Source organism: Gilliamella sp. W8123 (assembly GCF_016101085.1).
Taxonomy (GTDB): domain Bacteria; phylum Pseudomonadota; class Gammaproteobacteria; order Enterobacterales; family Orbaceae; genus Gilliamella; species Gilliamella apis.
This window is the reverse complement of record NZ_JACFRE010000011.1, coordinates 1-24,096: the sequence shown is the minus strand read 5'-3', so window position 1 is coordinate 24,096 and position 24,096 is coordinate 1. Positions and strand designations below refer to the sequence as shown.

Genomic DNA, 24,096 nt, shown 5'->3' with positions numbered 1-24,096 from the left:
TTATAACTAAGTAATGTCATAATACTCTAAGATACAAGGTTTTTTAATGATCATATCAGATGCTAATAGTGCGGTGTCATCTGTCGCATATCGTGCAAACGAAGTCATTGCTATTTATCCAATAACTCCAAGTTCATCTATGGCTGAACAAGCCAGCACGTGGGCGGAGTTCAATAAACCCAATGTTTTTGGTGATACACCGAAAGTTGTTGAAATGCAATCGGAAGCGGGAGCAATATCAACTGTACACGGTGCATTAATGACTGGGGCATTAGCAACATCATTTACTTCATCGCAAGGTCTGTTATTAATGATTCCTTCGCTATATAAAATAGCTGGGGAATTAACACCATTTGTATTACATGTTGCCGCCCGTACTGTTGCAACTCATGCCTTATCTATTTTTGGCGATCATTCTGATGTTATGTCAGTTAGGCAAACTGGTTTTGCCATGCTGTGTTCTAGCTCGGTACAAGAAGCCCAAGATTTAGCCTTAATCGCACAAATAGCGACACTCAATAGTAGAGTACCATTTATTCACTTTTTTGATGGTTTTAGAACTTCACACGAAGTAAATAAAATTTATCCAATCAGTGATGAACAGATTCGTAATTTGCTTCCCAATCAAGCTATTGATGCTTTTCGCCACCGCGCCTTAACGCCTGATAACCCAGTCATTCGTGGTACATCAGCTAATCCTGATACATATTTCCAGTGCCGTGAAGCAGTTAATCCATATTATGAGAATACTTTCAATCATGTTGCTGATGCTATGCAAGCCTTTGAAAAAGAGACAGGTAGGAAGTATCAACCTTTCGAATATTATGGCGCAAAAGATGCTGAACGTATCATTGTCATTATGGGCTCCGGCGTCAGCACCACGAAGGAAGTTGTCGATCATCTGATTAAAAATAACGAAAAAGTTGGCGTCGTTATCGTAAGATTATTCCGACCATTTTCAGCGACTCATCTACTTGACATAATTCCGCAAACTGTGAAAAAAATCGCCGTGCTAGATCGTACCAAAGAGCCCGGCGCACAAGCTGAACCTATTTACCTAGATGTAATGACAGCATTTGCAGAGAGTTTTTCGCGTGGCGAACGTAACCATTTACCACAAATTATTGGTGGCCGTTATGGTTTATCATCCAAAGAGTTCGATCCTCGCTGTGTGTTAGCCATTTTTAATGAACTAACAACAGAGAAACCTAAACCTCGCTTTACTGTGGGTATTTATGACGATATAACCGGCTTGTCACTACCATTACCAGAAAAATCCATTCCACAAAAATCAGCACTTGAAGCTCTATTTTATGGTTTAGGCAGTGATGGTACAGTTTCGGCGACCAAAAATAATATCAAAATCATTGGTGATAGTTCACCATTTTATGTACAAGGTTATTTCGTTTACGATTCGAAAAAAGCTGGTGGTTTAACCACTTCTCACCTTCGAGTTAACCTTGAACCAATAGATTCACCATATTTGATAACCAGTGCCCATTTTATCGGTTGTCATCAAGATCAGTTTATCGACAAATATCAAATAGTTGAAAGATTAAAAGATGATGGTATTTTCTTACTAAATACACCTTATAGTAAGGATGAAGTTTGGCATAGATTACCTAAAGAAGTGCAAATTCAACTAATTAAGAAAAGAGCACATTTTTATATAATTAATGCAGCTAAAATTGCTCGAGAATGTAATTTAGGGGCAAGAATTAATACGGTCATGCAGGCCGCTTTCTTCCATTTATCAGAAATATTTAAAAATGATTTTAGTATTTCACAACTAAAAGAAGTTATTGCCAAAAGTTACAGCAGTAAAGGACAAGATATTGTTGAAAATAACTGGAAAGCACTTGATTTAGCCATTGCATCTCTTGAGAAAATTCCATTAAGTTGTGTTGATGAAAGTAGTCCATCACGTCCGCCAGTTGTGCCAAGCAATGCTCCTGATTTTGTTAAAATGGTCACTGCAACTATGTTAGCTGGCTTAGGTGATAGTTTACCTGTTTCAGCTTTTCCTCCCGATGGAACATGGCCTGTTGGCACCACAAAATGGGAAAAACGTAATATTGCTGAAGAAATACCAATCTGGCAACCTGAACTTTGTACTCAATGTAACCATTGTGTGGTTGCTTGTCCGCATGCAGCCATTCGAGCAAAAGTTGTTGAACCAGATGATATGCTCAATGCACCTGAGTCACTAAGTTCACTTGAAGTAAAAGCTCGTGATATGAAAGGTCAACGTTATGTTTTACAAGTTGCGCCTGAAGATTGTACCGGATGTAATTTATGTGTTGAAGTTTGTCCTTCACGTGACCGTAATAACTTTGATATCAAAGCCATTAACATGCGTTCACGAATTGACAATCTAGAAACTCAGCGTGCTAATTATAATTATTTCACCGACCTTCCTGATCGGGAAATCAAAACACTAGAACGAATTGATGTACGTACATCACAACTATTAACACCGTTATTTGAATATTCTGGTGCTTGTGCTGGTTGTGGTGAAACACCATACATCAAACTACTAACCCAATTATATGGTGATCATCTCGCTATTGCTAATGCAACTGGTTGCTCGTCAATTTATGGTGGTAATTTACCATCATCCCCATATACAACCGATCGCAATGGCCGTGGACCAGCTTGGGCAAATTCACTATTTGAAGATAATGCCGAATTTGCACTTGGTTATCGTATTACTTATGATCAACATAAAAAACGAGCATTACGTTTGCTTGAACATGTTGCCGGTGAAGTTTCACCAGAGATTGTTATCAATTTACAATCACCAGATTTATCTATTGATGAAAAACGAACTCAAGTTAATTTATTACGTCAACAATTAGCGCATTTAACTTCAGCTGAAGCTAAAGAGTTAATGCAAGATGCTAATTATTTGATTGATAAATCAGTATGGGCTATTGGTGGTGATGGTTGGGCTTATGATATTGGCTTTGGTGGACTCGATCATGTAATGAGTTTAACCGAAAACGTTAACATCTTAGTGCTTGATACCCAATGCTACTCTAATACTGGCGGACAACAATCGAAAGCAACACCAATGGGTGCAGTTTCCAAATTTGCTGATTTAGGTAAACATAAAGCTCGTAAAGATCTTGGGGTCAGTGTAATGATGTATGGTCACGTTTATGTCGCCCAAGTTGCTTTAGGATCGCAATTGAACCAAACACTTAAAGCATTACAAGAAGCTGAAGCTTATAATGGCCCTTCTCTAGTTATTGCTTATAGCCCTTGTGAAGAACATGGTTACGATTTATCTAAATCTCATGAACAGATGAAAGATTTAGTTAAATCAGGTTTCTGGCCATTATATCGTTATGATCCGCGTCGTATGCAAGAAGGAAAACCAGGTTTAGTGTTAGACTCTAAAGCACCAAACAGTGAATCATTAACGGAAGTTTTACTTAAAGAGCAACGTTTCCGTCGTTTAGAAACACTCGAACCAGTTATTGCCAATACTTTACATGCGCAATCAACTAAAATGGTAAATTCTAAATATAAATTCTTGCAAATGCTGGCAACCTATTCTGATATTGAAACGCCAGCAGATAGTTAATCACAAAATAACTATCAGGTAAAAATAGCCTTAGTTATGAGATCTTAAGATCATTGTTAGTATATTCATTAATATTAGCAATGATCTTAAATATGGACATAATGTTGTGCAAACTCGAACTAAATTAGTGCTTTTTTCAATCTAGCTATTTAGTATTTACACATCATAAATTCACCAATCTTCAATTTTATCAATTTGATATCAGCTATTTCTATCTGTTTTTTTAAATTGGTATAAATTTTGCAATATTTTTATAAAAGCGGACTGAACTGTGAGGTGAATTATGGTAACAAATTTAAACATTAGTCGTAGAACATTATTGGGTTTCTCTACCGCTGCTATTGCGGGGTTATCTGTAAATCAATTGTTATCTAAAGCTTATGCTAGCGAGTTACAAAAAACGATTTCATTCTCACTGCCAGTGATGGATACCGCTGTTACACCTAGCCTAGATAATCCAGTTAGACTCAACTTTAATGAAAATGCCATAGGCATGTCGGGAACAGCCAAACAAGCAGCCATCGATGCAGTACCAAAAGCGAATCGATATGCAAAAGCTGAAATTCCATTATTGAGTAAAAGACTAGCACAATATCATAATGTTAGTGATGAACATATTTTATTAACAGCAGGATCATCTGAGGGTATTCGTAGTGCTATAGCTGCCCACATAAACCCTAACACTCAACTTGTTATTCCAGAGTTAACTTATGGTGATGGAGAACACTTCGCAAAAATCTTTAATTTGAAAGTAACTAAAGTTCCCTCTTTAGAAGATTGGCAAATTAATATTAACGGTTTACGTAAGGCGGTTGAAAATCATCAAGGATTTTCGATTGTTTATTTAGTAAATCCGAACAATCCAACATCTACGGTAATTGGTTATAAAGAAGTAGAATCATGGATAACAAGTAAGCCTAAAAATACATTATTTGTTATTGATGAAGCTTATGCTGAATTTGTCAATGACCCTGCTTTCCGTTCTGTCGATAGTTTAATTTTACAAGGTTATAGCAATATTATTTTACTAAAAACCTTTTCAAAAATTCATGCTATGGCCGGTTTGCGAGTCGGTTATATTGTTAGTTCCCCCGACAATATCAAAAATATTGGTCAATATGTAGCAGGTGAAAAGCTTAATTACTGTGGTGTTTGTGCCGCTCTTGCATCAATCGATGACAAGCAATTTTTAACCTACTCAAAGAAAGCAACTGATGTATCACGTAATATTATGGAGAAAGTATTATCAGAATTAGGATTACACTATCTTAAATCGGAAACAAACTTTATGTTTCATAAAAGCCCAATTGAGTTGGGACAATATCGTGAATTAATGAAGAAAAATTTTATATTGATAGGTCGTGATTTCAATCCAGCTACCAACTGGTGTCGTATATCGTTAGGGACACCTGGTGAAATGTTGTATGTTGCCAATATATTGTATGGTTTAAGGGAAAAATCACTGATATAAAATTGAAACAACTAAGGAAGGAATGCTAAAGACTCACTGTATAGTTCATATCAGTGAGTCTAAAATTTTACTTAACTTTAGTATCGATAACCCGACGAGTCATCCAATAATGTTTTTTCCAATAATCTTCTTTTAAATTAGAGAAAATAACACCTTTTGATGTTGAAGCGTGTAGGAATTTACCATCTGCATAGTAGATACCAACATGTAAACCGCTACGACTACGACCGGTTTTAAAGAATACTAAATCACCCGCTTTAGGAGTAGTAACTTTATAGCCTAGTTTAGCTTGTTCTACAGTACTTCTTGGCAAAGTTTTTGATAATCTATTTTTATAGAAATTCATAACTAAACCAGAACAATCACTACCAGCTAAGGTTGTACCACCATAACGATATGGCGTTTTTTTCCATTTTTTATAATGTTGATCGATTTTTGCCAAAATAACTGGATCTGATTTATTTACCGCTACTTGACCTTGACTACTACTACAACCAAACAATACAAACAGAGAAAAAATAATCGAAATTACTAAACATCGTTTTTTAACACTACCGCAATTGTTGCGCAACTTGGTTAATAACCGACTGTCTTTTTTTATCATTTCTTTTTGTTCCTTTATTTAAAGTCGACCAATGCGAATAACGTCTTGCTACCTTTAGACTTTTAGGTAACACACCTTTTTGCCACTCATTTTTATCTAGCTTAGATAATCTAATCGGGCTGGTGTTCGCATGGCTGCGATAATTTAAACTCTCTTTAAGTTGAACTAATCGTAAAGAAAGAAAACAAATAATCACATCATCAACGCTTAATTTACTATATCCAGAAAGCTGATAACGCATTCTAGAACCGTAATGCTTTGCAGTTTGCATCAAACTACCCACGGCTGCACCAATTAATGCAGCTGAACCAAAGGATAATCCACCAGTAGCTAAATCAATACTTGCTCCGATAGTTGCACCAGATACAAATCCTTTAGTCAAATGTATACCCATCAATTTCAACGCATCTAAATTAAACAAATCAGCGTTATATCTACCTTTAATTAAAGGTAGATTTTCTTCACTCTCTTGAGTTGAATCAAATTGATAGAGTTGCAATAAATCATTTATTACTTTTTGTTCACGTAGCCTAACTTTATTTTGCATATCAGTTACAGCTTGCTTATCATCTGATTTTGCCATTTTATAAAAAGCAGTCACATCAACCAATGCTTCGGCAATAAGCTTATTTGCTGTATGATTACGTGATTCACGAATCCTCGTTATATTATCTAACCAATTATCCAATATTTTTTTAGCTGATTCAATTAGTAAAGCTAAACTTTTGTATAATTTTTCTTCACCATCTATGGGTGGAAATACAGCGTCGAACCCAATGATAGCATGGATACCTATTATTGAAAGCAATCTTTTCCATTCCTTTTCATTCTGTTCTTTGGTTGAAGTAAAATTAAGGACAGCAAGAATAGGTTTATCACTATTCGCTAATATGGCTAATTCATCGTGATATTTAGGTAGCACAGGCTCTCGGACATCAATGACATAGATAGCTGCATCACAATTTAACACTTGTCTGATGACTTTTGCTTCTTGATTAAAAAGGTTTTCAGCCTCCGGACTTTGTAAAAAAGTCGTTAATTTATCGATACCATCTAGCTTAGAATTTGCTGGTAGAATTTGTGTTATATAATCATAAAGCGCCAAACTATCTTCAAAACCCGGAGTATCATAAAAAGTAATGTCGGTATTATTAGCCAAAGACAATTTAATCGATTCAACGTGTCTTGTGGTGCCCGGTTTATCTGAAACATCACCAAAATGACTATTGTGCGACAATGCTCGCAAAAGCGAAGTTTTGCCAAAATTTGCATGGCCAACTATTGCTAATTTCAATGAAGTAATCATATTAATTATCCTGCTCTAACCAATTAGGTTCGGCTAATGGTAAAGATAACGATTGCCAATTATGAAATTGCTTACCGTGATTAATAAACCATATCCGAGTTTGCTGGGATTTATTAATTAGCTGTTGAATGAAGTTTAATAATCCGCGATCAGGGGCGCGATCCGTATCGATGGCGATTAATAATTTTTTCGCCGGTTTTAATTGTAAATAGTCCAATATAGCAACCCGTTGTTCACGGGTATTGAGAAAGCCATAGAACGGAACTGTAGTTGTAGGTTTCCAACTTTCAACGATATCCACTGCCACCAAATAGATACCATGCCCTTCTTCAATTTGCGAAATCGGCAATTGCCATCTGCTTTCACCTAATTTATCTTCATCTTCTACGTTAGTGACTAATGGTTGTAATTGTTGCGCGAGGATTTGATAATCAGGATCATCTAAATTTAACTTAATTTTTCGACTGGTTACCATCCAGGTGACACCACAAAAAATCATCAGAAGTAAACGAACAGTTAAGCCATAAAAAATAAAAACGCCAAGTAACCATATCGCCCATGAAGAACGAATATCACCAGAACTTAATGCATGTTCACTCAGTTTAATCACATCATCTTTTGGAATAGAAAATCCAAACCAAGATGGCAAATAACCTAGATAATGAGTTAATTTAATAATTGAATCTGCACTTAATAAAGTTGTTTTCCATTCAAAACTATAATGTTGGGTAGCAAAAAGCACTAACAAAACAATTAAAGCGCTAGTTAAAATAACTGTCCAAAATAAATTAAGTACAAAGCCTAGTAACCAACGAATTCGATAGCCAAATAATGAAATAAAAGCAGGAACAAGTTGTTGCACAGTCTTTTTTTGGTAGAGTTTTTCCGCTATCCATAACCAACCGTGAATTAATAAACTACCACCAAAGCGAGAAAAAAATAACAATGAACAAAGCCAGACAATTAGCGTAATAAAATGAACACCCAATAAACTAAATAATGCCAAATATAAATTGATTGGATTTTGACTTAACGCTCCAAATGCCAACGAGCTACCGATAAAAAGTGATAAAAACAATAATAACAAAAATGACAGTTTAATTGAGCGCAACATTACTTTTTGTGCCAAATATAAACCATTTTGTTTAGATAATAAGGTGGCTCGCGTAACAATACGATTAACCAAAGAGGTTGGCATAGCTTTAACTTGCCGATTAATATCCTGATCAGCAAAGCATCCAGATTGTGACTCAATTAAATGAATAGTTTCAGTAAGCCATAAAGATTTTAGCTGTTCACGCATTTTTATTTAATTTTCACATTTAGGTTAGTCATAAAAGAAACGCGACATAAGTCGCGTTTAAGATAGATTGAGTCGTTTACTGGGTGATTTCACCAATTTTACTTAAAAGAGTTTGAATCCGTTGCTGCCAAATTTGTTGATCTTGTTTTAGTTTTTCATTTTCATCACGTAATGCTTTCATTTCATCAGAACTATCATTAATTAATTGCTCAAGTTCTTGATTACCTTGCTTTAATCTAGCAATCTCTTGTTGCAATGTATTAATGGTGTTAACAGTATGTTGAATTCTAGTTTCTAATTGATTCAATATTTCTAATGACATATTTTTCCTCAAGCTCAATTTATTTGGTGTATAATAAGTAGTATTATAACTAATTCATTCTGAAATCAACACCTTTTTAAATTTTAAGTTGGAGAAAAATATGCGAAAACCTCTCGTTATGGGTAACTGGAAACTCAATGGTAGTATCAGTATGGCAAAAGACTTGGTCGCAGGATTAAGAAATGAGCTATCAACAGACGCTAACTGTGGCATTGCAATTGCACCGCCTAGCGTTTATTTAGATTTTGTAGCACATCAATTAGGTGGCTCAAACATTCTTTTAGGTGCTCAAGATGTCGGTATTCATCTTTCTGGTGCTTATACTGGTGAAGTATCAGCAACAATGTTAAAAGAAATCGGCGTAACTCACGTCATTATTGGACATTCTGAACGTCGTACTTATCACAAAGAATCTGATGAATTTATTGCCCAAAAATTTGGTGTATTAAAAGAAGCAGGTCTAGTACCAGTACTTTGTATTGGTGAAACTGAAGCTGAAAACGAAGCTGGCCAAACTCAAGCAGTATGTGCTCGTCAAATTGATGCTGTTATTAATGCATTAGGTGTACAAGCATTTAATGGCGCGGTAATTGCTTATGAACCAGTTTGGGCAATCGGTACAGGTAAATCCGCAACTCCAGCACAAGCACAAGCTGTTCACAAATTTATCCGTGATCATATCGCAAAACAAGATGCAGCTGTAGCTGAACAAGTAATTATTCAATATGGTGGCTCAGTTAATGATAAAAATGCAGCTGAACTATTTACCCAACCAGATATTGATGGTGCTTTAGTTGGTGGAGCTTCATTAAAAGTCGATGCTTTTGCAGCAATCGTTAAAGCGGCAGAACAAGCTAAGAAATAAAACGTAAGACGCCTATTTTAGGCGTCTTTTTCTACTCAGTAGTACAATTGTAACTTATTTTTTACCCTTCTTTTCGTATCTAGATGGCCAAATTTGCTCAACAGGCACTTGTAAATATTCAGAGATAATACGTTCATATTTAGGACAATGTCGATATAGTGCATTACGTAAAGTATCAGCCTGTAAACCACTTGAACGAGAAAGCGCTCTTAAATTTCCGCCTCGGATTTTAATCTCACCTACAACTCTTGATGGTGTCCAGTCTTGATCTTGTTCTCTCATTATGAGATCCTCTATTGGTTAAATTTTTTGCTATTGTAAAGATTATCGGTATTACGCGACTAAAGCGATAACAAGTTACCCGCAAAGAATAGCATATAAAAAAACGAATTAAAATAATAAAAACAAAAAAATATCTAAAAATGGAATGAAAAACAATGGAAAATAAAGTAAAAAAACAGTCTGAACAAGAAAAAACACGAGCACTAACCAGTACGGGGGTAATAAATTTTAAAAATCGATTAACTATTGTTTTAGAAGGTCTTTCAGGTAACGCTTTTGCGAAAAAAGTAGGAATGTCAGAAGCAGTAATACGAGATTATTTATGTGGAAAGACCTATCCATCGCTAAATAGATTGGCAACCATAGCTCAGAAATGTGATATACCAATCGAGTGGCTTGCAACAGGAAAAGGAGAATGTCGTTTACTTCCAGAAAGCCAAGGTAAAGGTTCTATTGATATTCCATTTCATCATCTCAATGAAACAAATAGTGCATTTTCAGTTTTAGAAACAATCCCATTTGATATCACCTTAATCAAACATCACAGTTGTGAAGTTGATAATCTAATCGCTGTTTGGGCTAAGGGTGACAGTATGGAACCAACCATATCAAATCATGATATTCTTATTATCAATAAAGCTAACGCTAAACCTATTGATGGTTTTCTTTATGCGGTACAGTATGATGATCATATAAGTATCAAGCGTATTCAAAATCAAGGTGCTAACCTAGTTTTAATTTCAGATAACCCTAAATATCCAGCTATTGTGGTTGACAAAAAAGAACAACACGATTTTAAAATAATCGGCCATGTGGTCTATTTACTGAAAGATCTTAATTAAGATCACCATAATAATGCTATCTTTAAATTTAACTCCATTGATATTATCAATGGAGTTTGGAACTATAATTAATTTTTTTCTGCGAATAGATATAAACAGACAACTATTAATAAAAATTTGTTAGTCAAACCCTTATCCCTCTTTCGCATAGCCTTACACTTTTCATCATAATTATGCTAAAATTATCACAAAATTTTTGCCCATTGATTTAGTTATTATGCCAAATATAAACACTCGAAAAAAAGTCGTTGTCGGCATGTCTGGCGGCGTAGACTCTTCTGTTTCTGCTTATTTATTACAACAACAAGGTTACGATGTTGTTGGTTTATTTATGAAAAATTGGGAAGAAGATGACACAGAAGAATATTGTTCAGCAGCGATCGATTTAGCTGATGCGCAAGCAGTATGTGACAAATTAAACATCAAATTACACACAATCAATTTTGCTGCCGAATACTGGGATAACGTATTCGAACATTTTTTATCCGAATATAAGGCAGGCAGAACGCCTAATCCTGATATTTTATGCAATAAAGAGATCAAATTTAAAGCTTTTCTTGAATATGCAGCCGAAGATCTTGGCGCTGATTATATCGCTACTGGCCATTATGTTCGCAAGCGAGAAAATGGAAGTAAAGTCGAATTACTGCGCGGTATAGATAACAATAAAGACCAAAGTTATTTTTTATATACGCTGAGTGAAGATCAAATTAGACAAAGCTTATTTCCTGTTGGTGAACTAGAAAAACCACAAGTACGAAAAATCGCCGAAAAACTAGGCCTAGCAACCGCAGCTAAAAAAGACTCAACCGGGATCTGTTTTATTGGTGAACGAAAATTTAGTGACTTTTTAGCTCGTTACTTACCGGCACAATCAGGCGTGATTCGGACTGTAGACGGTGAAGTTATCGGCCAACATCAAGGGCTAATGTATCACACATTAGGACAACGTAAAGGACTTGGCATAGGTGGTCTAAAACAAGCCGATGATACGCCATGGTATGTTGTTGACAAAGACATAAAAAATAATGAATTAATTGTTGCCCAAGGTCATGATCATCCAGCTTTGTTTTCAGATGGATTAATTGCTCAACAACTACACTGGGTTGATCGTAAAGTTGTGACCAAACCTTTTCAATGCACAGTAAAAACGCGTTATCGTCAACAAGATATTGTTTGTAGTGTCACACCATTAGAACAAGATAAAATTCAAGTAATGTTTGAACAACCTGTTGCAGCAGTAACACCTGGACAATCAGCGGTATTCTATCAAGATGAAGTCTGCCTTGGTGGCGGTATTATTGAGGAACGAATTGTAAGCAGTAAGGAGCATTAAAATGAATAGTAAATATCATCATATTGCAATAGCCCTTGCCGGCGTAACACAATCTGCGTCACTTATTCCCCAACTTGCTAATACAGGGGTTTGTAACAATACGCTTTATCAAATAGCAATTAAAAGCATATTCAATACATCGCCAAAAACCACTGATGATGTTTATGATGGTATTACCAATATTAAAACAGGCCTAGAAACACTTATCTCACTACTATCATCCAATCAAAAGCAACAAGTTGAAATCATCCGTTATTTGTTTGGTGCATTAAGTGTCACCAGCAAACTTTTAAAAAATAATGATGCATTAGGTAAAATAGATCAACGTTTGCAACGGATATCTGGACTTTACTCAGATATGAATCAAGAGACAATCAGTAATCATGTTGATGATCTCTCTTATTCATTAGCGGGAATCTATTCGGATATTATCAGTCCTCTATCAACCAAAATCAAAGTAGTAGGTAAAGCGGAGTATTTACAAAATTCATTGGTGCAAGCCAAAGTTAGAGCTTCACTACTAGGTTGTGTTCGTTCTGCCATTTTATGGTATCAAGTTGGTGGTAGTCGCTGGCAAATTTTGCTGGGTCGTAAACGAATATGTAATGCAGCACAAGAATTATTAAAAGATATTAATCAACAAAGTTATTAAATTTAAAAAATAGCAACGGAGTAAAACCGATGGAATTATCTGCTCTTACCGCCCTATCACCAATTGATGGTCGTTATGGTGACAAAACAACAGAATTACGCACCATTTTTAGTGAATATGGTTTGTTAAAATATCGTGTGCAAGTTGAAGTTCGATGGCTACAAAAACTCTCTAATCAAGCAGATATTCTTGAAGTACCAACGCTAAGTGAACAAGCAACGAAGCACCTGAATGAAATTGTTGACAACTTTAATGAACAAGATGCGATACGCATCAAAACAATCGAAAGAACAACCAATCACGATGTTAAAGCTGTTGAGTATTTCTTAAAAGAAAAAGTTAACACTAACGAAGAACTGCAAGCTATTAATGAATTTATCCACTTTGCCTGCACATCAGAAGATATCAACAATCTATCTTATGCTTTAATGTTAAAAACAGCCAGAGACACAGTTCTTATCCCTTACTGGAACAAATTAATTGCAACCATCACCACGCAAGCTAAGACTTATCGTGACTTACCATTATTATCAAGAACACATGGACAACCAGCTACACCTTCCACCATCGGTAAAGAGTTTGCCAATGTAGTTTATCGACTAAAGAGACAACTCAAACAATTAGAGTCAATTGAAATTCTTGGTAAAATTAATGGCGCTACAGGTAATTATAATGCGCATATGGTTGCTTACCCACAAATCAATTGGCATAAATTTAGTGAAGAATTTGTAACTTCATTGGGATTACAATGGAACCCATATACCACCCAGATTGAACCACATGATTATATTGCTGAATATTTTGATTGCATTGCCCGTTTTAATACCATTATGATCGACTTTGATCGTGATGTTTGGGGGTATATCGCTCTAAATCATTTTAAACAGAAAACCGTTGCTGGTGAAATTGGTTCTTCAACTATGCCACATAAAGTAAACCCAATTGATTTTGAAAATTCAGAAGGCAACTTGGGCCTTGCTAATGCAATCATGAGTCATCTTGGTAGTAAATTACCTATTTCTCGTTGGCAACGAGATTTAACCGACTCAACGGTATTACGTAATCTTGGTGTAGGTATTGGTTATGCGATTATTGCTTATCAATCAACACTCAAAGGTCTAAATAAACTTGAAGTTAATCGAGAGTATCTACTTGATGAACTTAACCGCAATTGGGAAGTATTAGCAGAACCCATTCAAACCGTGATGCGTCGTTATGGTATCGAAAAACCATACGAAAAATTAAAAGAATTAACGCGAGGCAAGCGTGTCGACGCACAAGGAATGCAACAATTTATCGATTCGTTAGCGTTACCTGAACATGAAAAAGCTCGTTTAAAACAGCTAACCCCAGCAAATTACATTGGTTTTGCCATTAATTTTGTTGATGAACTATAGATGACATAATGAGTGTTGCAGCCTAAAGCTCAAATATAATGAGTTTTAGGTTAACCAATTTATGTTGAATGACTTATAACAACAAAAATAGTTAAAGTTCGGAAGATAGGGAGCATCATTGAAAATCCGCATCGCAACAAGAAAAAGTCCCTTAGCCCTTTGGCAAGCTAACTTTGTTAAACAACAATTAATGACAATCCACCAAGATTTAACTGTTGAACTAATCCCAATGGTAACTAAAGGTGATGTACTATTGGACAGTCCGCTATCGAAAATCGGCGGTAAAGGATTATTTGTCAAACAATTAGAACAAGCCATACTAGATAATGAAGCTGATATTGCCGTTCATTCTATTAAGGACATTCCAGCTCAATTTCCTACAGGATTAACGCTTGCCACAATCTGTCAACGTGATGATGTTCGTGATGCATTCATATCAAATCAATATCAATGTTTAGATGATTTACCTGATGGAGCTATCATTGGCACCTCAAGTTTAAGACGTCAATGTCAATTACGGGCTAAATATCCACATTTAATCATCAAAGATTTACGTGGTAATGTTGGTACCCGTTTAGCCAAATTGGATAACCAAGAATATGATGGCATTATTCTAGCTGCTGTCGGTTTAAAACGACTAGGATTACAAGAGCGAATCAAACAATACATTGATACTGACTTAATTTTACCTGCGGTAGGCCAAGGTGCCATTGGTATCGAAACTCGAATTAATGATGAAACAATTTTGCAATTACTTGCGCCACTTGATGATAAACATAGCCGAATATGTATTCAAGCTGAAAGAGCAATGAATCAGGCATTACAAGGCGGTTGCCAAGTGCCTATTGCCTGTCAAAGTCTTTTAACTAACAATTTATTAACCTTAAATGGTTTAGTTGGCAGTCTAGATGGTTCAACAATTATTAAAGTTAGCGTAACAGGCGCAGCTACAGAAGCCGAGAGCTTAGGCGAAAAATTGGCAGCAAAATTATTAGCTAAAGGCGCTGATAAAATATTAGCGGAACTAATTAACTAATGATTTATATTACTCGCCCTTCCCCCGAAGGGGATAATTTAACCCTATTATTAAATCAAGCCAATATACCAGCAAAACATCTACCTTTTTTTAATATCTTAGCTGGTCAAGATCTGGGGTATTTACAGCAACAATTGGATAACCTCAATTTAGGTGATATGGTTATTATTGTTTCACCACAAGTCACTTATATGATTGAACAACATCTACCTAATCTCAGGTTACCTAATCACCTTCGCTATTTTGCCATTGGCAAAAAATCTGCCGAATTATTTAGCCAACAAAATAGCGTTCATGTTGATTACCCAAATGAAGAAAATAGTGCCGGATTATTATCATTATTAAATCAACAATCCATAAGTGGTCATAATGCGTTAATTCTTTGTGGGGATAAAGGCGGTCAACAATTATCTCAGCAGCTAAAGTTACAAACAGTTAATGTGAAAACAATTGCATGTTATACTCGTCAAACTATTACTTATAAACCAAACATATTAGCCGAAAATATTACCCAACAGATCATATTAATTACGAGTGTTGATCACCTATTACAACTGGATATTTACTGCCAAAATAAACATAAACGTGATGCACAACTAATCGTAACCAGTGATAGAATTTTTGCAAAAGCTAAACAGTTAAATTGGCAAAAAGTTTTAAAAATTGTTAGTGCAAATAATCAATTTTTATTTAAAACAATGATAACTCTATGTCATAATGCCAAAAATATTTAAAAAATCTAAATGGGGTTAATTTATGTCAACAAAATATTATGGTGCCAATGCAACACTATCCAACATCAGCACCACTTCATTTAGTCAACCGCCAATACCTAATGCAAACAAAGAAGCGAAAACGACGATGAACGTAGATAAAAAAGAACCAATCAAAAAAACTTCTAGTACAAAAATCGAACAACCAACCAATTCATCGGTTACCAATTCATCGGTTAATAGTAGTAAATCCCACGCACCGGTATCAAAACTGTCAATACTTGCCATAGCATTAACAGTTTGCTTAAGTGGATTTGTTTATTTCCAAGGATATAAACAAATTGAAAATCAAAAACGAAAGATTTCCACCTTACAAACAGAGGTTGCAAACTTAAAGCAAAATACTAAAGCTAGCATAATTAATGATTTGCAAACTAATATTAATGATGCTGTTAATCAACAAAACCAACAATTTACATCTTTATCGCAACGTGTTGATCGCCAATTAAATGAAAACCAAAAGATTCAACAACAACTAACCATACAAATTAATGATGCAACAAAGTTAAACGAACAAAATTTGAATACGATTAATGAACGTTTATCTGCCCTATCCACACTTGATAATAATGTTTGGTTAATCTCACAGGCTAACTATTTAGTCCACCTTGCGGGTAGAAAAATTTGGAATGACCAAGATTATACCAGTGCCCGTTTATTATTGAAAAGTGCTGATGAAAGTTTGGCCAAAACCAATGATCCAAGTCTATTAGCCGCAAGACAAGCCATTAGCAAAGATATTAATGCCTTATCACAAATCAGTTTTATTGATGAAGATGGGATTATTATTAAGCTATTAGGTTTATCTGAATCATTAACCGACTTACCTTTAGTCGGTAATTATAAAGAAGCTGCACAGGCAGTTAACCAAAATGAAATTAAAACCGCAGATGAGGTTTCAACAAATAATAAACCGTCATCGAACTTAGCTGAAGATCAAGTTAGCTCATCAATAGATGATTGGTCAGACAATTTACTTGTCAATGCCGAAAAATTTATGGACAAATTTATCAAAATTGAAAAACTAGACGCAAAAGATAACCATTTTGCCACTTGTCTCGATAAGGCAGGTAATGATGAAAAGCAAATTGTCAGATGCCAAATTTTAAAAACACCTTTAAGTTTAGAACAGACCTTGTATCTTCGTGAAAATATTCGTTTCCGGTTATTAATTGCGGCGCAGGCAGTACCAAGACATCAAGAACTCATATATCAACGTGCTTTACATGATGCTTCAACTTGGATTAATGCTTATTTCGATGGTAATGCATCAGCAGTTAAATTGTTCTTAAATGATCTTGATAGTTTACAAAAACAATCGATTAGTAATCAAAACATCCCCGATAAACTCGATAGCGTTATTGAACTTGAAAAATTAATGCAAACTCGAGTCAAATCAGCATTAGGTAAATAGGAGAATAATAATGTTAAAAATACTCATTATTTTCTTAGTATTAGTCGGTGGATTTTTTCTTGGCCCTATTCTTGAAGGCAATCAAGGTTCAGCGATATTTGAAGTTGCTAAATATAGAATAAGTATGTCTTTTAACTCATTTGTCATACTACAATTGTTGGGATTGCTTGTCCTGTATTTAGTTTATGAAATAGGTAAAAAAGTCTTTAACTCAAAAACTGCTTTTGGTGAATGGTTAAGATTAAAATCACCGAAGAAATCAATTAAACGGGTTGAACAAGCACAATTTTACCTTTTACAAGGTGATTATCAACAAGCTGCAAAACTATTTATGAAAAGTGCCAAAGGTGCAAAAAGCTCTACTTTATCTTATTTACTTGCAGCTCAAGCACAAATTGATGCAGACCAATTAATCGCCGCCAATCAATCTTTAGCCGAAGCGGCAAAATGTTGCCAACCAAAAGAGTTATTTGCTTTTCAACTGGTACAAATTCGTTTACAACTCAAAAATCATGAATATAGTGCAGCTAAAATCACAATTGAAAAATTATTAAACGAAAAACCGCGTAATGTTGAAATATTGAGATTAGCCGATCAACTCTATTATGAAACGGAAGATTATCAATCCGTTATTGATTTATTACCAATCATGTATAAAACTAAAGCTTATCCAGATTCTCAACTCGATCAGTTTAGACAAGCAGCATATATTGGCCGTATCAAACAATTATCAACCAATAGTGATCCACTTGCTTTGATAAAATGGTGGAAACAACAACCAAAAGTTATTGTTAATAACCTAGCTAACCAAAAAGCAATGGCCAACTATTTAAATCAATTAGGTCAAACTGCCGAAGCGGAAAAGTTGAATAAAAGTATTCTAAAATTACAACAAAAAGAAAGAACCTAAAAAATATTAAATAGTAAAACAGGGCAATTGCCCTGTTTTTGTTTGAATAGACAATCTGTTTAGATAATAAAATAGCGAATTAATGCCATACTACTCATTCCAGCAATAACCACCCACATCAAGTTACGAGTCAAAACAGCAACACCAATAGTTGGCAGCGCAGCTAAGCAATATTCAAAATTAAAACTAGGAAATTCACCTTGTTTAACTATAAAAAGATTCTCGACAAACAGTGCGGTTAAGATACAAATAGGTACATAGGATAAAAAACGAATTACCACTTCAGGCAATTGCAATTTTCTGACTAATAAGAAAGGGATAACCCGAGGTAACCAAGTCACCAAACCACTACCCAAAATGATTAATAGACTATAAATACTCATGCTTTACGCTCCACAATAATCCCCATAAAGCAACCGGCAAAAGTACTAAGTAATATCGCCATCTCGGATGAGACAAAACGTAATAAAAAAATCAATATTACACTGACTGTCAAAATTACAATAACACGATTTAAAAGTGTTTTAGATTTATCAGCTGTTAGCTGTAAATAAAGTAAACCAATAAACATCGCCACTAAAGCATAATCTAATCCAAATTGTGCTGGATTGGGCAACCATTCACCAATCAATGCCCCAACTAAACATGATAGAATCCAAGCAGCATAAGCGGTTATATTTAGGCCATGCATCCAGGCTGGATTTACGGGTTGTTTATTAGCAATAGCATTCATGGCTACCGCAAAACTTTCATCAGTTAATAAACTACCAATACCAATATTATTCAATAATGAGAAACGACGAAATGCCGGCGCAGTCGCCATACTCATCAAAAAATGCCGCGAATTAACTAAAAACACCGTGAAAATAATCGCAGATATTGGCGTTGCTACCATCATTAAACCGGTGATGATAAATTGTGATGCGCCCGCATAAATAATAATTGCCATGAGTGTCACTTCTAATACCGATAAGTTAGACGCTTTACCCACAACACCAGCGGCAATACCTATTCCAATATAACCCAATAAAGTTGGAATACACGCTTGTACACCATCTTTAAATGTTAAAGACATTTTCCTTTCCTTAATGACATAAACTGCTATCTAATATATTTAATAATTGTAATAATGTTGCTTCAATTTCACTGCCGTATTATTCGTTATATCATTGATCGCTAATAATAAAATCTATATATAACAATAAGCCACATACAATAAGCAAATTTTGCTATAATAGCGCCTATCGACTGTTTGTGACAATAAAAATCACTCATTATCTTATTAAAAAACGGTAATATTATTTATGTATACGGGTACTTTATTCATTATCTCGGCACCAAGTGGTGCTGGTAAATCAAGTCTTATTCGTGCCTATTTAGCACAAAAAAACCACCATCCAGCAAAAGTTTCAATTTCTCATACGACAAGAAAACCAAGACCTGGTGAACAACAAGGTGAACATTACTATTTTGTTGATAATCAAGAGTTTGAATCATTAATTAAGCAAAATGCTTTCGTGGAATATGCCCATGTATTCGATCACTATTATGGAACATCTAAAGCCGAAATTGAGCAATCTCTATTGCAAGGTATTAATGTTTTTTTAGATATTGACTGGCAAGGTGCCGAACAAGTTAGACAACAAATGCCTGAATCAAAAAGTATTTTTATCTTACCGCCATCACTCAAAGAACTTGAAAATCGACTCATCAAACGTGGTCAAGATGATGCTCAGGTGATCAGCAAAAGAATGCATAAAGCTCAATCTGAAATCTCACATTACAATGAATATGATTATGTGATTATCAATGATGATTTTGATGAATCATTAACTGCATTAAATGCCATTATGACTAGTGCTAGTCTTGAACAAAGCAAACAAGCCATAGCCCATCACCAACTATTAACCGATCTATTGACGGCCAAATATTAACTAAATTTTAATAACCAATATCGCCGATCACTCGGCGATAGTAAAAATTAAAATAACTGAATTAATTGCCTAATGCTTTAGTCGCTTGGCTATTTTGAATTAACTCTATTTTATAACCATCGGGATCTTCAACAAAAGCAATAATCGTTTTACCACCTTTTACTGGGCCCGCTTCACGAGTAACTCGACCACCAGCTTGACGAACATCCTCACACATTTTAGCAACATCATCAACACCAATAGCAATATGACCAAAAGCAGTACCGTGATCATATTTTTCAGTTCCCCAATTATAAGTTAATTCAATTACTGAATTGGTTGATTCATCACCATAACCGACAAAAGCCAGTGAGTATTGATATTCCGGATTTTCACTAGTCCTAAGCAATGTCATTCCCATAACTCGAGTATAGAAATCAATTGATCGTTTTAAATCCCCGACTCGGATCATTGTATGTAATATACGCATTACTATATAGTTCCTTATTTCTATTAAAACATTTAGTTTGAGTTTAGCGATTTGTGATTAGACAGGCAAATTTTTATGTCGACAAAATAATCAATTAGCTGATAAGGATAAAATAGCAAATAAGATAATTACAATAAAAAGAAGCTTTCACTGATAACAAGTATAAGTGAAAGCAAATTTATATAAAACTAGCCAGCTTTAAATGATAAATTTAAAATAAATCTGAGATTATTTACCACTATATCTTGGTGCGGCGTTGATGCGTTTACCATTAGTAATTAATTTAACATTTTGACCAGCATAAAACTGTTTAACATCACCTTTTTGTACGATAACAAAGTTAGAACCATTTTCTGGTTTAATTTCTAATTCAACCGCATCGGCTTGACTAGATTTGTTTTCAATCGCATCGCCTAAAATTGCACCACCAATGGCACCTGTTGCTGTAGCTAAGATTCTACCGGTACCATCACCAATCGTATTACCTAAAACGCCACCAATTACAGCCCCACCTACAGTACCAGCTAAATTACCACTATTGTTACCATCAGAATTTGCTTGAATCTTAACTGCCCTTACCGATACAACTGTACCATAACTTACTTGTTGGACTTGTTTTGCTTGGTCTGCTGTATAAACATCGCCAGAATAGATATCACTATTACTACATCCAGATAAAATTGCTGCTAGAATAGTTAATGTGACGATTTTTTTCATAATTTATTCCTCATATAATTTGAGTATATTTTTATACCTTGTTTAGAATAATATTCTTTTTGAAAAACAACAATATCATTTTCATTATTTTATCATTAGATAATACAATTTTTGGCTAACTTGAGTTATACTCAGCTCAATTGTTAATCTAGCATACAATAAGTACATGAAACGGTTATTTTTTCCTTTACTATTATCAGTTATGATAACGGCCTGTCATGATGAAAATCAGCAAACGACGATAAAAAATGAAACCGTCACACATCAATCTAAACCAGATTGTTTACAAGACAGACCAACTAAAAGTTTAAATTTTGACACCATTCCAGTTAATGGTTGTCCAGTACAATAATTTAATAGGCAAAGTAACAGAATGAAAACTATCGAAATCGACGAAGAACTTTATCAATTTATTGCAGGTCAAACTAAACATATTGGTGAAGATGCATCAAGTATTTTGCGACGTTTATTAAACTTTAACCAACCTCAAATGACTAAAGCTGATCCTATATCAGCCAAAGAAAATCATTACCCTATTTTTAAGGATCTCCTTACTAGCGATGCATTCACGAATGAAAAATCGATCATAAGCCGTTTTTTATTACTACTTGGCGCGCTATATAACTACAACCCGGCACTATTTTCAATTGCAGCAACGTCACTACATGGCAGTAAACGGCAATACCTAGCTAAAGACAAACAATCCTTAGAAACTTCGGGAAAAAACACCAAACCAAGAGAAATTGTTGGTACCCCATATTGGGTAATTAGTAATACGAATACAGCGCGAAAACTATATATTATTGAATCGATTATGAGTGACATGGGTATTTCAGAAAGCATGATTAATCAAGTTATCCATGCCTTTTTACCGTAGACTATATAACAATTCACTAACATAATGATTATAAAAGTGAATATTAAAATAAAGTTATGAAAGAGGAGTAAAAAATGGCTAAGTCAAGCCGTGCGGGATTATTAGCTCAACCATCTGACCTAATTAATATCCAAACATTACAAAATAACTATTATCAAATTCAACCAGATGTTGATAATGCTAGCCAATTAGTTATTTTTGGTACATCAGGTCATCGTGGCAGCTCAAATAAAGCCACCTTCAACGAAGCACACATATTAGCAATTGCCCAAGCGGTAGCCGAGTATCGCAAAACAAACAATATCACTGGACCATGTTTTATTGGTCAAGATACTCATGCTTTATCTGAACTGGCATTAAAATCAGTGCTTGAAGTCTTTGTAGCTAATGAACAAACCGTGGTTATAGCACAAAATTGGGGGTACACGCCGACACCAGTAATATCGCATGCGATATTGACTTATAATCAGGATAAACAATCTCAATTAGCTGATGGTATTGTAATTACCCCTTCACATAATCCACCTGAAGATGGCGGTATAAAATACAATCCAACTAATGGTGGTCCTGCCGATACTGATATTACCAAACAAATCGAAAACCGTGCTAATGAACTGCTAAGAAACAACCTTAATGGTGTTAAACGTGTCAGCTTAGAAAAAGCGCTAAAATCAGACTTCGTACATACTAAAGAATATGAAACTGATTATGTCAACGATCTTGAAAATATTTTAGATCTATCATTAATCAAGTCATCATCGCTAAAAATTGGTGTTGATCCACTTGGCGGTGCATGTATTACCTATTGGCCTCGTATTGCTGAAAAGTACGGCATAAACCTTGAAATCGTCAATAATAAAATTGACCCAACATTTAGCTTTATGCATCTTGATCATGATCAAGTGATCCGTATGGACTGTTCAAGTCGCTGGGCGATGGCTGGTTTATTAAACCTTAAAGATAAATTTGATTTAGCTTTTGGTAACGATACTGATGCTGACCGTCACGGCATTGTTACACCGAAAGGATTAATGAACCCAAATGCTTACCTTTCAACTTGCGTAAACTATTTATTTCAAAATCGTCCACAGTGGCATCAAAATATCGCTATTGGTAAAACGCTAGTCACTAGCTCAATGATCGACCGTGTAGCTAATAGCTTAAACAAAAAATATCTTGAATATCCTGTCGGTTTTAAATGGTATGCTGATGGACTTTATCACGGTAAACTAGGTTTTGCTGGTGAAGAAAGCGCTGGCGGATCATTCTTAAGAACTAATGGCAAAGTTTGGGCAACGGATAAAGATGGTATCATCTTATGCCTATTAGCGGCTGAAATGACAGCAAAAACTGGCAAAAACCCACAAGAGCAATACCAAGCGCTTGAAGCTAAATTTGGTGTTTCTTATTATGGTCGAATTCAAGCACCGGCATCATTTACTGAAAAACAAAAATTAGCCAAACTCGATGCCAGCCAATTAACTACAAATAAACTAGCCGGTGAAGAAATTACCCAATGCCTAACTACTGCACCAGCGAATAACGCACCAATCGGTGGTTTAAAAGTTATCACGCAAAACGGTTGGTTTGCCGCTCGTCCGTCTGGTACTGAAGATGCCTATAAAATTTATGCCGAGAGCTTTATAAGTAACGAGCATTTAGCAACCTTACAACAAGAAGCACAACAAATTGTCGCTAAAGCGATAAAATAAAAAAGTAGATTAAACAATTAATCTATTGAATATAAAACCAGATGAATAATGCTCTAACTCATGGCACAATCATCTGGTTTTTCTTTCCCAAAAACCCCTCTCCGCAAAATTTTTTATTCGGTAAGTTTCGGACGTTTTCGGTTTTGCGATTATTTCTATATGACGATTACGTCCGAGTTAAGAGGGTTGCCGCCAACCCTCTTTACAATCTCCCGCGGCGACCACGCAAGTGGTCACGATGTGACTGCCTTCCGCCTTCGTTCGCTCTTAACGCACCGGCTGTGA

At 35.2% G+C, this 24,096-nt stretch carries 24 protein-coding genes; 15 read left to right on the top strand and 9 right to left on the bottom strand.

Translation table 11 applies throughout. From position 1 onward, the window contains the following. Positions 1–46: 46 nt before the first annotated feature. Positions 47–3,589: a pyruvate:ferredoxin (flavodoxin) oxidoreductase gene (gene nifJ / locus H3T56_RS11075; RefSeq protein WP_198193014.1), complete on the top strand. Its 3,543-nt coding sequence runs from the start codon at positions 47–49 to the stop codon at positions 3,587–3,589. Positions 3,590–3,872: 283 nt separating this feature from the next. Beyond that, on the top strand, positions 3,873–5,060 hold the full coding sequence (locus H3T56_RS11070; protein WP_198193013.1) for a histidinol-phosphate transaminase: 1,188 nt from the start codon (positions 3,873–3,875) through the stop codon (positions 5,058–5,060). Positions 5,061–5,127: 67 nt separating this feature from the next. On the opposite strand, the gene H3T56_RS11065 is transcribed toward H3T56_RS11070, so the two are convergent. From H3T56_RS11065 to zapB, 4 genes are all read right to left on the bottom strand, one after another. Continuing rightward, a complete protein-coding gene (locus tag H3T56_RS11065) occupies positions 5,128–5,664 on the bottom strand; it encodes a C40 family peptidase (protein WP_082205063.1) in 537 nt (178 codons plus the stop codon). Further along, positions 5,612–6,970, bottom strand: a complete 1,359-nt coding sequence (locus tag H3T56_RS11060) for a DUF3482 domain-containing protein (protein ID WP_086320306.1) — start codon at positions 6,968–6,970, stop codon at positions 5,612–5,614. The genes H3T56_RS11065 and H3T56_RS11060 overlap by 53 nt, the downstream gene beginning before the upstream one ends. Position 6,971: 1 nt before the next feature. Continuing rightward, complete coding sequence (locus H3T56_RS11055) at positions 6,972–8,273, bottom strand: DUF2868 domain-containing protein (protein WP_198193012.1); 1,302 nt, start codon at positions 8,271–8,273, stop codon at positions 6,972–6,974. Positions 8,274–8,349: 76 nt separating this feature from the next. Beyond that, positions 8,350–8,595, bottom strand: coding sequence for a cell division protein ZapB (gene zapB, locus H3T56_RS11050; protein ID WP_034902244.1), 246 nt, complete (start codon positions 8,593–8,595; stop codon positions 8,350–8,352). Between the two features lie 100 nt (positions 8,596–8,695). Between zapB and tpiA the strand changes: the two genes are divergently transcribed. After that, positions 8,696–9,460: a triose-phosphate isomerase gene (tpiA, locus tag H3T56_RS11045; RefSeq protein ID WP_198193011.1), complete on the top strand. Its 765-nt coding sequence runs from the start codon at positions 8,696–8,698 to the stop codon at positions 9,458–9,460. Positions 9,461–9,514: 54 nt separating this feature from the next. Here the strand turns inward: tpiA and H3T56_RS11040 are convergent, their stop codons facing one another. Further along, positions 9,515–9,742, bottom strand: coding sequence for a helix-turn-helix domain-containing protein (locus tag H3T56_RS11040; protein WP_065578965.1), 228 nt, complete (start codon positions 9,740–9,742; stop codon positions 9,515–9,517). Between the two features lie 155 nt (positions 9,743–9,897). On the opposite strand from H3T56_RS11040, the gene H3T56_RS11035 reads away from it, so the two are divergent. The 8 genes from H3T56_RS11035 (at position 9,898) to H3T56_RS11000 (ending at position 18,102) form a co-directional block, all read left to right on the top strand. Further along, entirely contained in the window at positions 9,898–10,584 is a 687-nt protein-coding gene (locus H3T56_RS11035; RefSeq protein WP_198193009.1) for a LexA family transcriptional regulator, read from the top strand. Positions 10,585–10,801: 217 nt separating this feature from the next. Beyond that, complete coding sequence (mnmA, locus tag H3T56_RS11030; RefSeq protein ID WP_065651014.1) at positions 10,802–11,920, top strand: tRNA 2-thiouridine(34) synthase MnmA; 1,119 nt, start codon at positions 10,802–10,804, stop codon at positions 11,918–11,920. Position 11,921: 1 nt separating this feature from the next. Next, complete coding sequence (hflD, locus tag H3T56_RS11025; RefSeq protein WP_034902253.1) at positions 11,922–12,572, top strand: high frequency lysogenization protein HflD; 651 nt, start codon at positions 11,922–11,924, stop codon at positions 12,570–12,572. Between the two features lie 29 nt (positions 12,573–12,601). Further along, the gene (purB, locus tag H3T56_RS11020; RefSeq protein WP_198193007.1) at positions 12,602–13,969 is read left to right on the top strand and encodes an adenylosuccinate lyase; all 1,368 of its coding nucleotides are present in this window, start codon (positions 12,602–12,604) and stop codon (positions 13,967–13,969) included. 118 nt (positions 13,970–14,087) lie between these two features. Beyond that, positions 14,088–15,005 carry a hydroxymethylbilane synthase gene (gene hemC / locus H3T56_RS11015; RefSeq protein WP_198193005.1) on the top strand — a complete coding sequence of 306 codons (918 nt, stop codon included), beginning with the start codon at positions 14,088–14,090 and terminating at the stop codon, positions 15,003–15,005. Then, positions 15,005–15,739: a uroporphyrinogen-III synthase gene (locus H3T56_RS11010; RefSeq protein WP_198193003.1), complete on the top strand. Its 735-nt coding sequence runs from the start codon at positions 15,005–15,007 to the stop codon at positions 15,737–15,739. Before hemC ends, H3T56_RS11010 begins: the two co-directional genes overlap by 1 nt. A gap of 22 nt (positions 15,740–15,761) precedes the next feature. Further along, a complete protein-coding gene (locus H3T56_RS11005; RefSeq protein ID WP_198193001.1) occupies positions 15,762–17,192 on the top strand; it encodes a uroporphyrinogen-III C-methyltransferase in 1,431 nt (476 codons plus the stop codon). Between the two features lie 10 nt (positions 17,193–17,202). Beyond that, the gene (locus H3T56_RS11000) at positions 17,203–18,102 is read left to right on the top strand and encodes a heme biosynthesis HemY N-terminal domain-containing protein (RefSeq protein ID WP_086354276.1); all 900 of its coding nucleotides are present in this window, start codon (positions 17,203–17,205) and stop codon (positions 18,100–18,102) included. A 59-nt stretch (positions 18,103–18,161) separates the two neighbouring features. On the opposite strand, the gene H3T56_RS10995 is transcribed toward H3T56_RS11000, so the two are convergent. Then, positions 18,162–18,485 (bottom strand): AzlD domain-containing protein, encoded by a 324-nt coding sequence (locus H3T56_RS10995; protein WP_034903355.1) that lies wholly within the window; start codon positions 18,483–18,485, stop codon positions 18,162–18,164. Next, a complete protein-coding gene (locus H3T56_RS10990) occupies positions 18,482–19,177 on the bottom strand; it encodes an AzlC family ABC transporter permease (protein ID WP_144190239.1) in 696 nt (231 codons plus the stop codon). Before H3T56_RS10990 ends, H3T56_RS10995 begins: the two co-directional genes overlap by 4 nt. A 229-nt stretch (positions 19,178–19,406) precedes the next feature. Between H3T56_RS10990 and gmk the strand changes: the two genes are divergently transcribed. Then, positions 19,407–20,036, top strand: a complete 630-nt coding sequence (gmk, locus tag H3T56_RS10985) for a guanylate kinase (RefSeq protein WP_086320315.1) — start codon at positions 19,407–19,409, stop codon at positions 20,034–20,036. Between the two features lie 61 nt (positions 20,037–20,097). Here gmk and gloA read toward each other — a convergent pair whose 3' ends face one another. Together gloA and H3T56_RS10975 are read right to left on the bottom strand one after the other, a co-directional pair. Then, positions 20,098–20,505 (bottom strand): lactoylglutathione lyase, encoded by a 408-nt coding sequence (gene gloA / locus H3T56_RS10980; protein WP_086354280.1) that lies wholly within the window; start codon positions 20,503–20,505, stop codon positions 20,098–20,100. Between the two features lie 228 nt (positions 20,506–20,733). After that, positions 20,734–21,222: a glycine zipper 2TM domain-containing protein gene (locus tag H3T56_RS10975; RefSeq protein ID WP_217332195.1), complete on the bottom strand. Its 489-nt coding sequence runs from the start codon at positions 21,220–21,222 to the stop codon at positions 20,734–20,736. A 166-nt stretch (positions 21,223–21,388) separates the two neighbouring features. On the opposite strand from H3T56_RS10975, the gene H3T56_RS10970 reads away from it, so the two are divergent. The 3 genes from H3T56_RS10970 to pgm all read left to right on the top strand — a co-directional run bounded on the left by H3T56_RS10970 (position 21,389) and on the right by pgm (position 23,811). Then, on the top strand, positions 21,389–21,574 hold the full coding sequence (locus tag H3T56_RS10970; protein ID WP_034903340.1) for a hypothetical protein: 186 nt from the start codon (positions 21,389–21,391) through the stop codon (positions 21,572–21,574). A gap of 21 nt (positions 21,575–21,595) precedes the next feature. After that, the gene (locus H3T56_RS10965) at positions 21,596–22,099 is read left to right on the top strand and encodes a replication initiation regulator SeqA (RefSeq protein ID WP_198193034.1); all 504 of its coding nucleotides are present in this window, start codon (positions 21,596–21,598) and stop codon (positions 22,097–22,099) included. Between the two features lie 74 nt (positions 22,100–22,173). Then, positions 22,174–23,811: a phosphoglucomutase (alpha-D-glucose-1,6-bisphosphate-dependent) gene (gene pgm, locus H3T56_RS10960; RefSeq protein WP_034903334.1), complete on the top strand. Its 1,638-nt coding sequence runs from the start codon at positions 22,174–22,176 to the stop codon at positions 23,809–23,811. The last annotated feature ends 285 nt before the right edge of the window (positions 23,812–24,096 follow it).

What these genes read in the sequence shown, in the direction of transcription:
- H3T56_RS10970 (WP_034903340.1), top strand. Translation starts at nt 21,389, where the DNA reads ATGAAACGGTTATTTTTTCCTTTACTATTATCAGTTATGATAACGGCC.
- H3T56_RS11070 (WP_198193013.1), top strand. Translation starts at nt 3,873, where the DNA reads ATGGTAACAAATTTAAACATTAGTCGTAGAACATTATTGGGTTTCTCT.
- H3T56_RS11060 (WP_086320306.1), bottom strand. Translation starts at nt 6,970, where the DNA reads ATGATTACTTCATTGAAATTAGCAATAGTTGGCCATGCAAATTTTGGC.
- H3T56_RS10995 (WP_034903355.1), bottom strand. Translation starts at nt 18,485, where the DNA reads ATGAGTATTTATAGTCTATTAATCATTTTGGGTAGTGGTTTGGTGACT.
- H3T56_RS11000 (WP_086354276.1), top strand. Translation starts at nt 17,203, where the DNA reads ATGTTAAAAATACTCATTATTTTCTTAGTATTAGTCGGTGGATTTTTT.
- H3T56_RS10965 (WP_198193034.1), top strand. Translation starts at nt 21,596, where the DNA reads ATGAAAACTATCGAAATCGACGAAGAACTTTATCAATTTATTGCAGGT.
- gmk (WP_086320315.1), top strand. Translation starts at nt 19,407, where the DNA reads ATGTATACGGGTACTTTATTCATTATCTCGGCACCAAGTGGTGCTGGT.
- hflD (WP_034902253.1), top strand. Translation starts at nt 11,922, where the DNA reads ATGAATAGTAAATATCATCATATTGCAATAGCCCTTGCCGGCGTAACA.
- purB (WP_198193007.1), top strand. Translation starts at nt 12,602, where the DNA reads ATGGAATTATCTGCTCTTACCGCCCTATCACCAATTGATGGTCGTTAT.
- zapB (WP_034902244.1), bottom strand. Translation starts at nt 8,595, where the DNA reads ATGTCATTAGAAATATTGAATCAATTAGAAACTAGAATTCAACATACT.
- H3T56_RS10990 (WP_144190239.1), bottom strand. Translation starts at nt 19,177, where the DNA reads ATGTCTTTAACATTTAAAGATGGTGTACAAGCGTGTATTCCAACTTTA.
- H3T56_RS11005 (WP_198193001.1), top strand. Translation starts at nt 15,762, where the DNA reads ATGTCAACAAAATATTATGGTGCCAATGCAACACTATCCAACATCAGC.
- H3T56_RS11035 (WP_198193009.1), top strand. Translation starts at nt 9,898, where the DNA reads ATGGAAAATAAAGTAAAAAAACAGTCTGAACAAGAAAAAACACGAGCA.
- H3T56_RS11055 (WP_198193012.1), bottom strand. Translation starts at nt 8,273, where the DNA reads ATGCGTGAACAGCTAAAATCTTTATGGCTTACTGAAACTATTCATTTA.
- gloA (WP_086354280.1), bottom strand. Translation starts at nt 20,505, where the DNA reads ATGCGTATATTACATACAATGATCCGAGTCGGGGATTTAAAACGATCA.
- H3T56_RS11065 (WP_082205063.1), bottom strand. Translation starts at nt 5,664, where the DNA reads ATGATAAAAAAAGACAGTCGGTTATTAACCAAGTTGCGCAACAATTGC.
- pgm (WP_034903334.1), top strand. Translation starts at nt 22,174, where the DNA reads ATGGCTAAGTCAAGCCGTGCGGGATTATTAGCTCAACCATCTGACCTA.
- mnmA (WP_065651014.1), top strand. Translation starts at nt 10,802, where the DNA reads ATGCCAAATATAAACACTCGAAAAAAAGTCGTTGTCGGCATGTCTGGC.
- H3T56_RS11010 (WP_198193003.1), top strand. Translation starts at nt 15,005, where the DNA reads ATGATTTATATTACTCGCCCTTCCCCCGAAGGGGATAATTTAACCCTA.
- H3T56_RS11040 (WP_065578965.1), bottom strand. Translation starts at nt 9,742, where the DNA reads ATGAGAGAACAAGATCAAGACTGGACACCATCAAGAGTTGTAGGTGAG.
- nifJ (WP_198193014.1), top strand. Translation starts at nt 47, where the DNA reads ATGATCATATCAGATGCTAATAGTGCGGTGTCATCTGTCGCATATCGT.
- H3T56_RS10975 (WP_217332195.1), bottom strand. Translation starts at nt 21,222, where the DNA reads ATGAAAAAAATCGTCACATTAACTATTCTAGCAGCAATTTTATCTGGA.
- tpiA (WP_198193011.1), top strand. Translation starts at nt 8,696, where the DNA reads ATGCGAAAACCTCTCGTTATGGGTAACTGGAAACTCAATGGTAGTATC.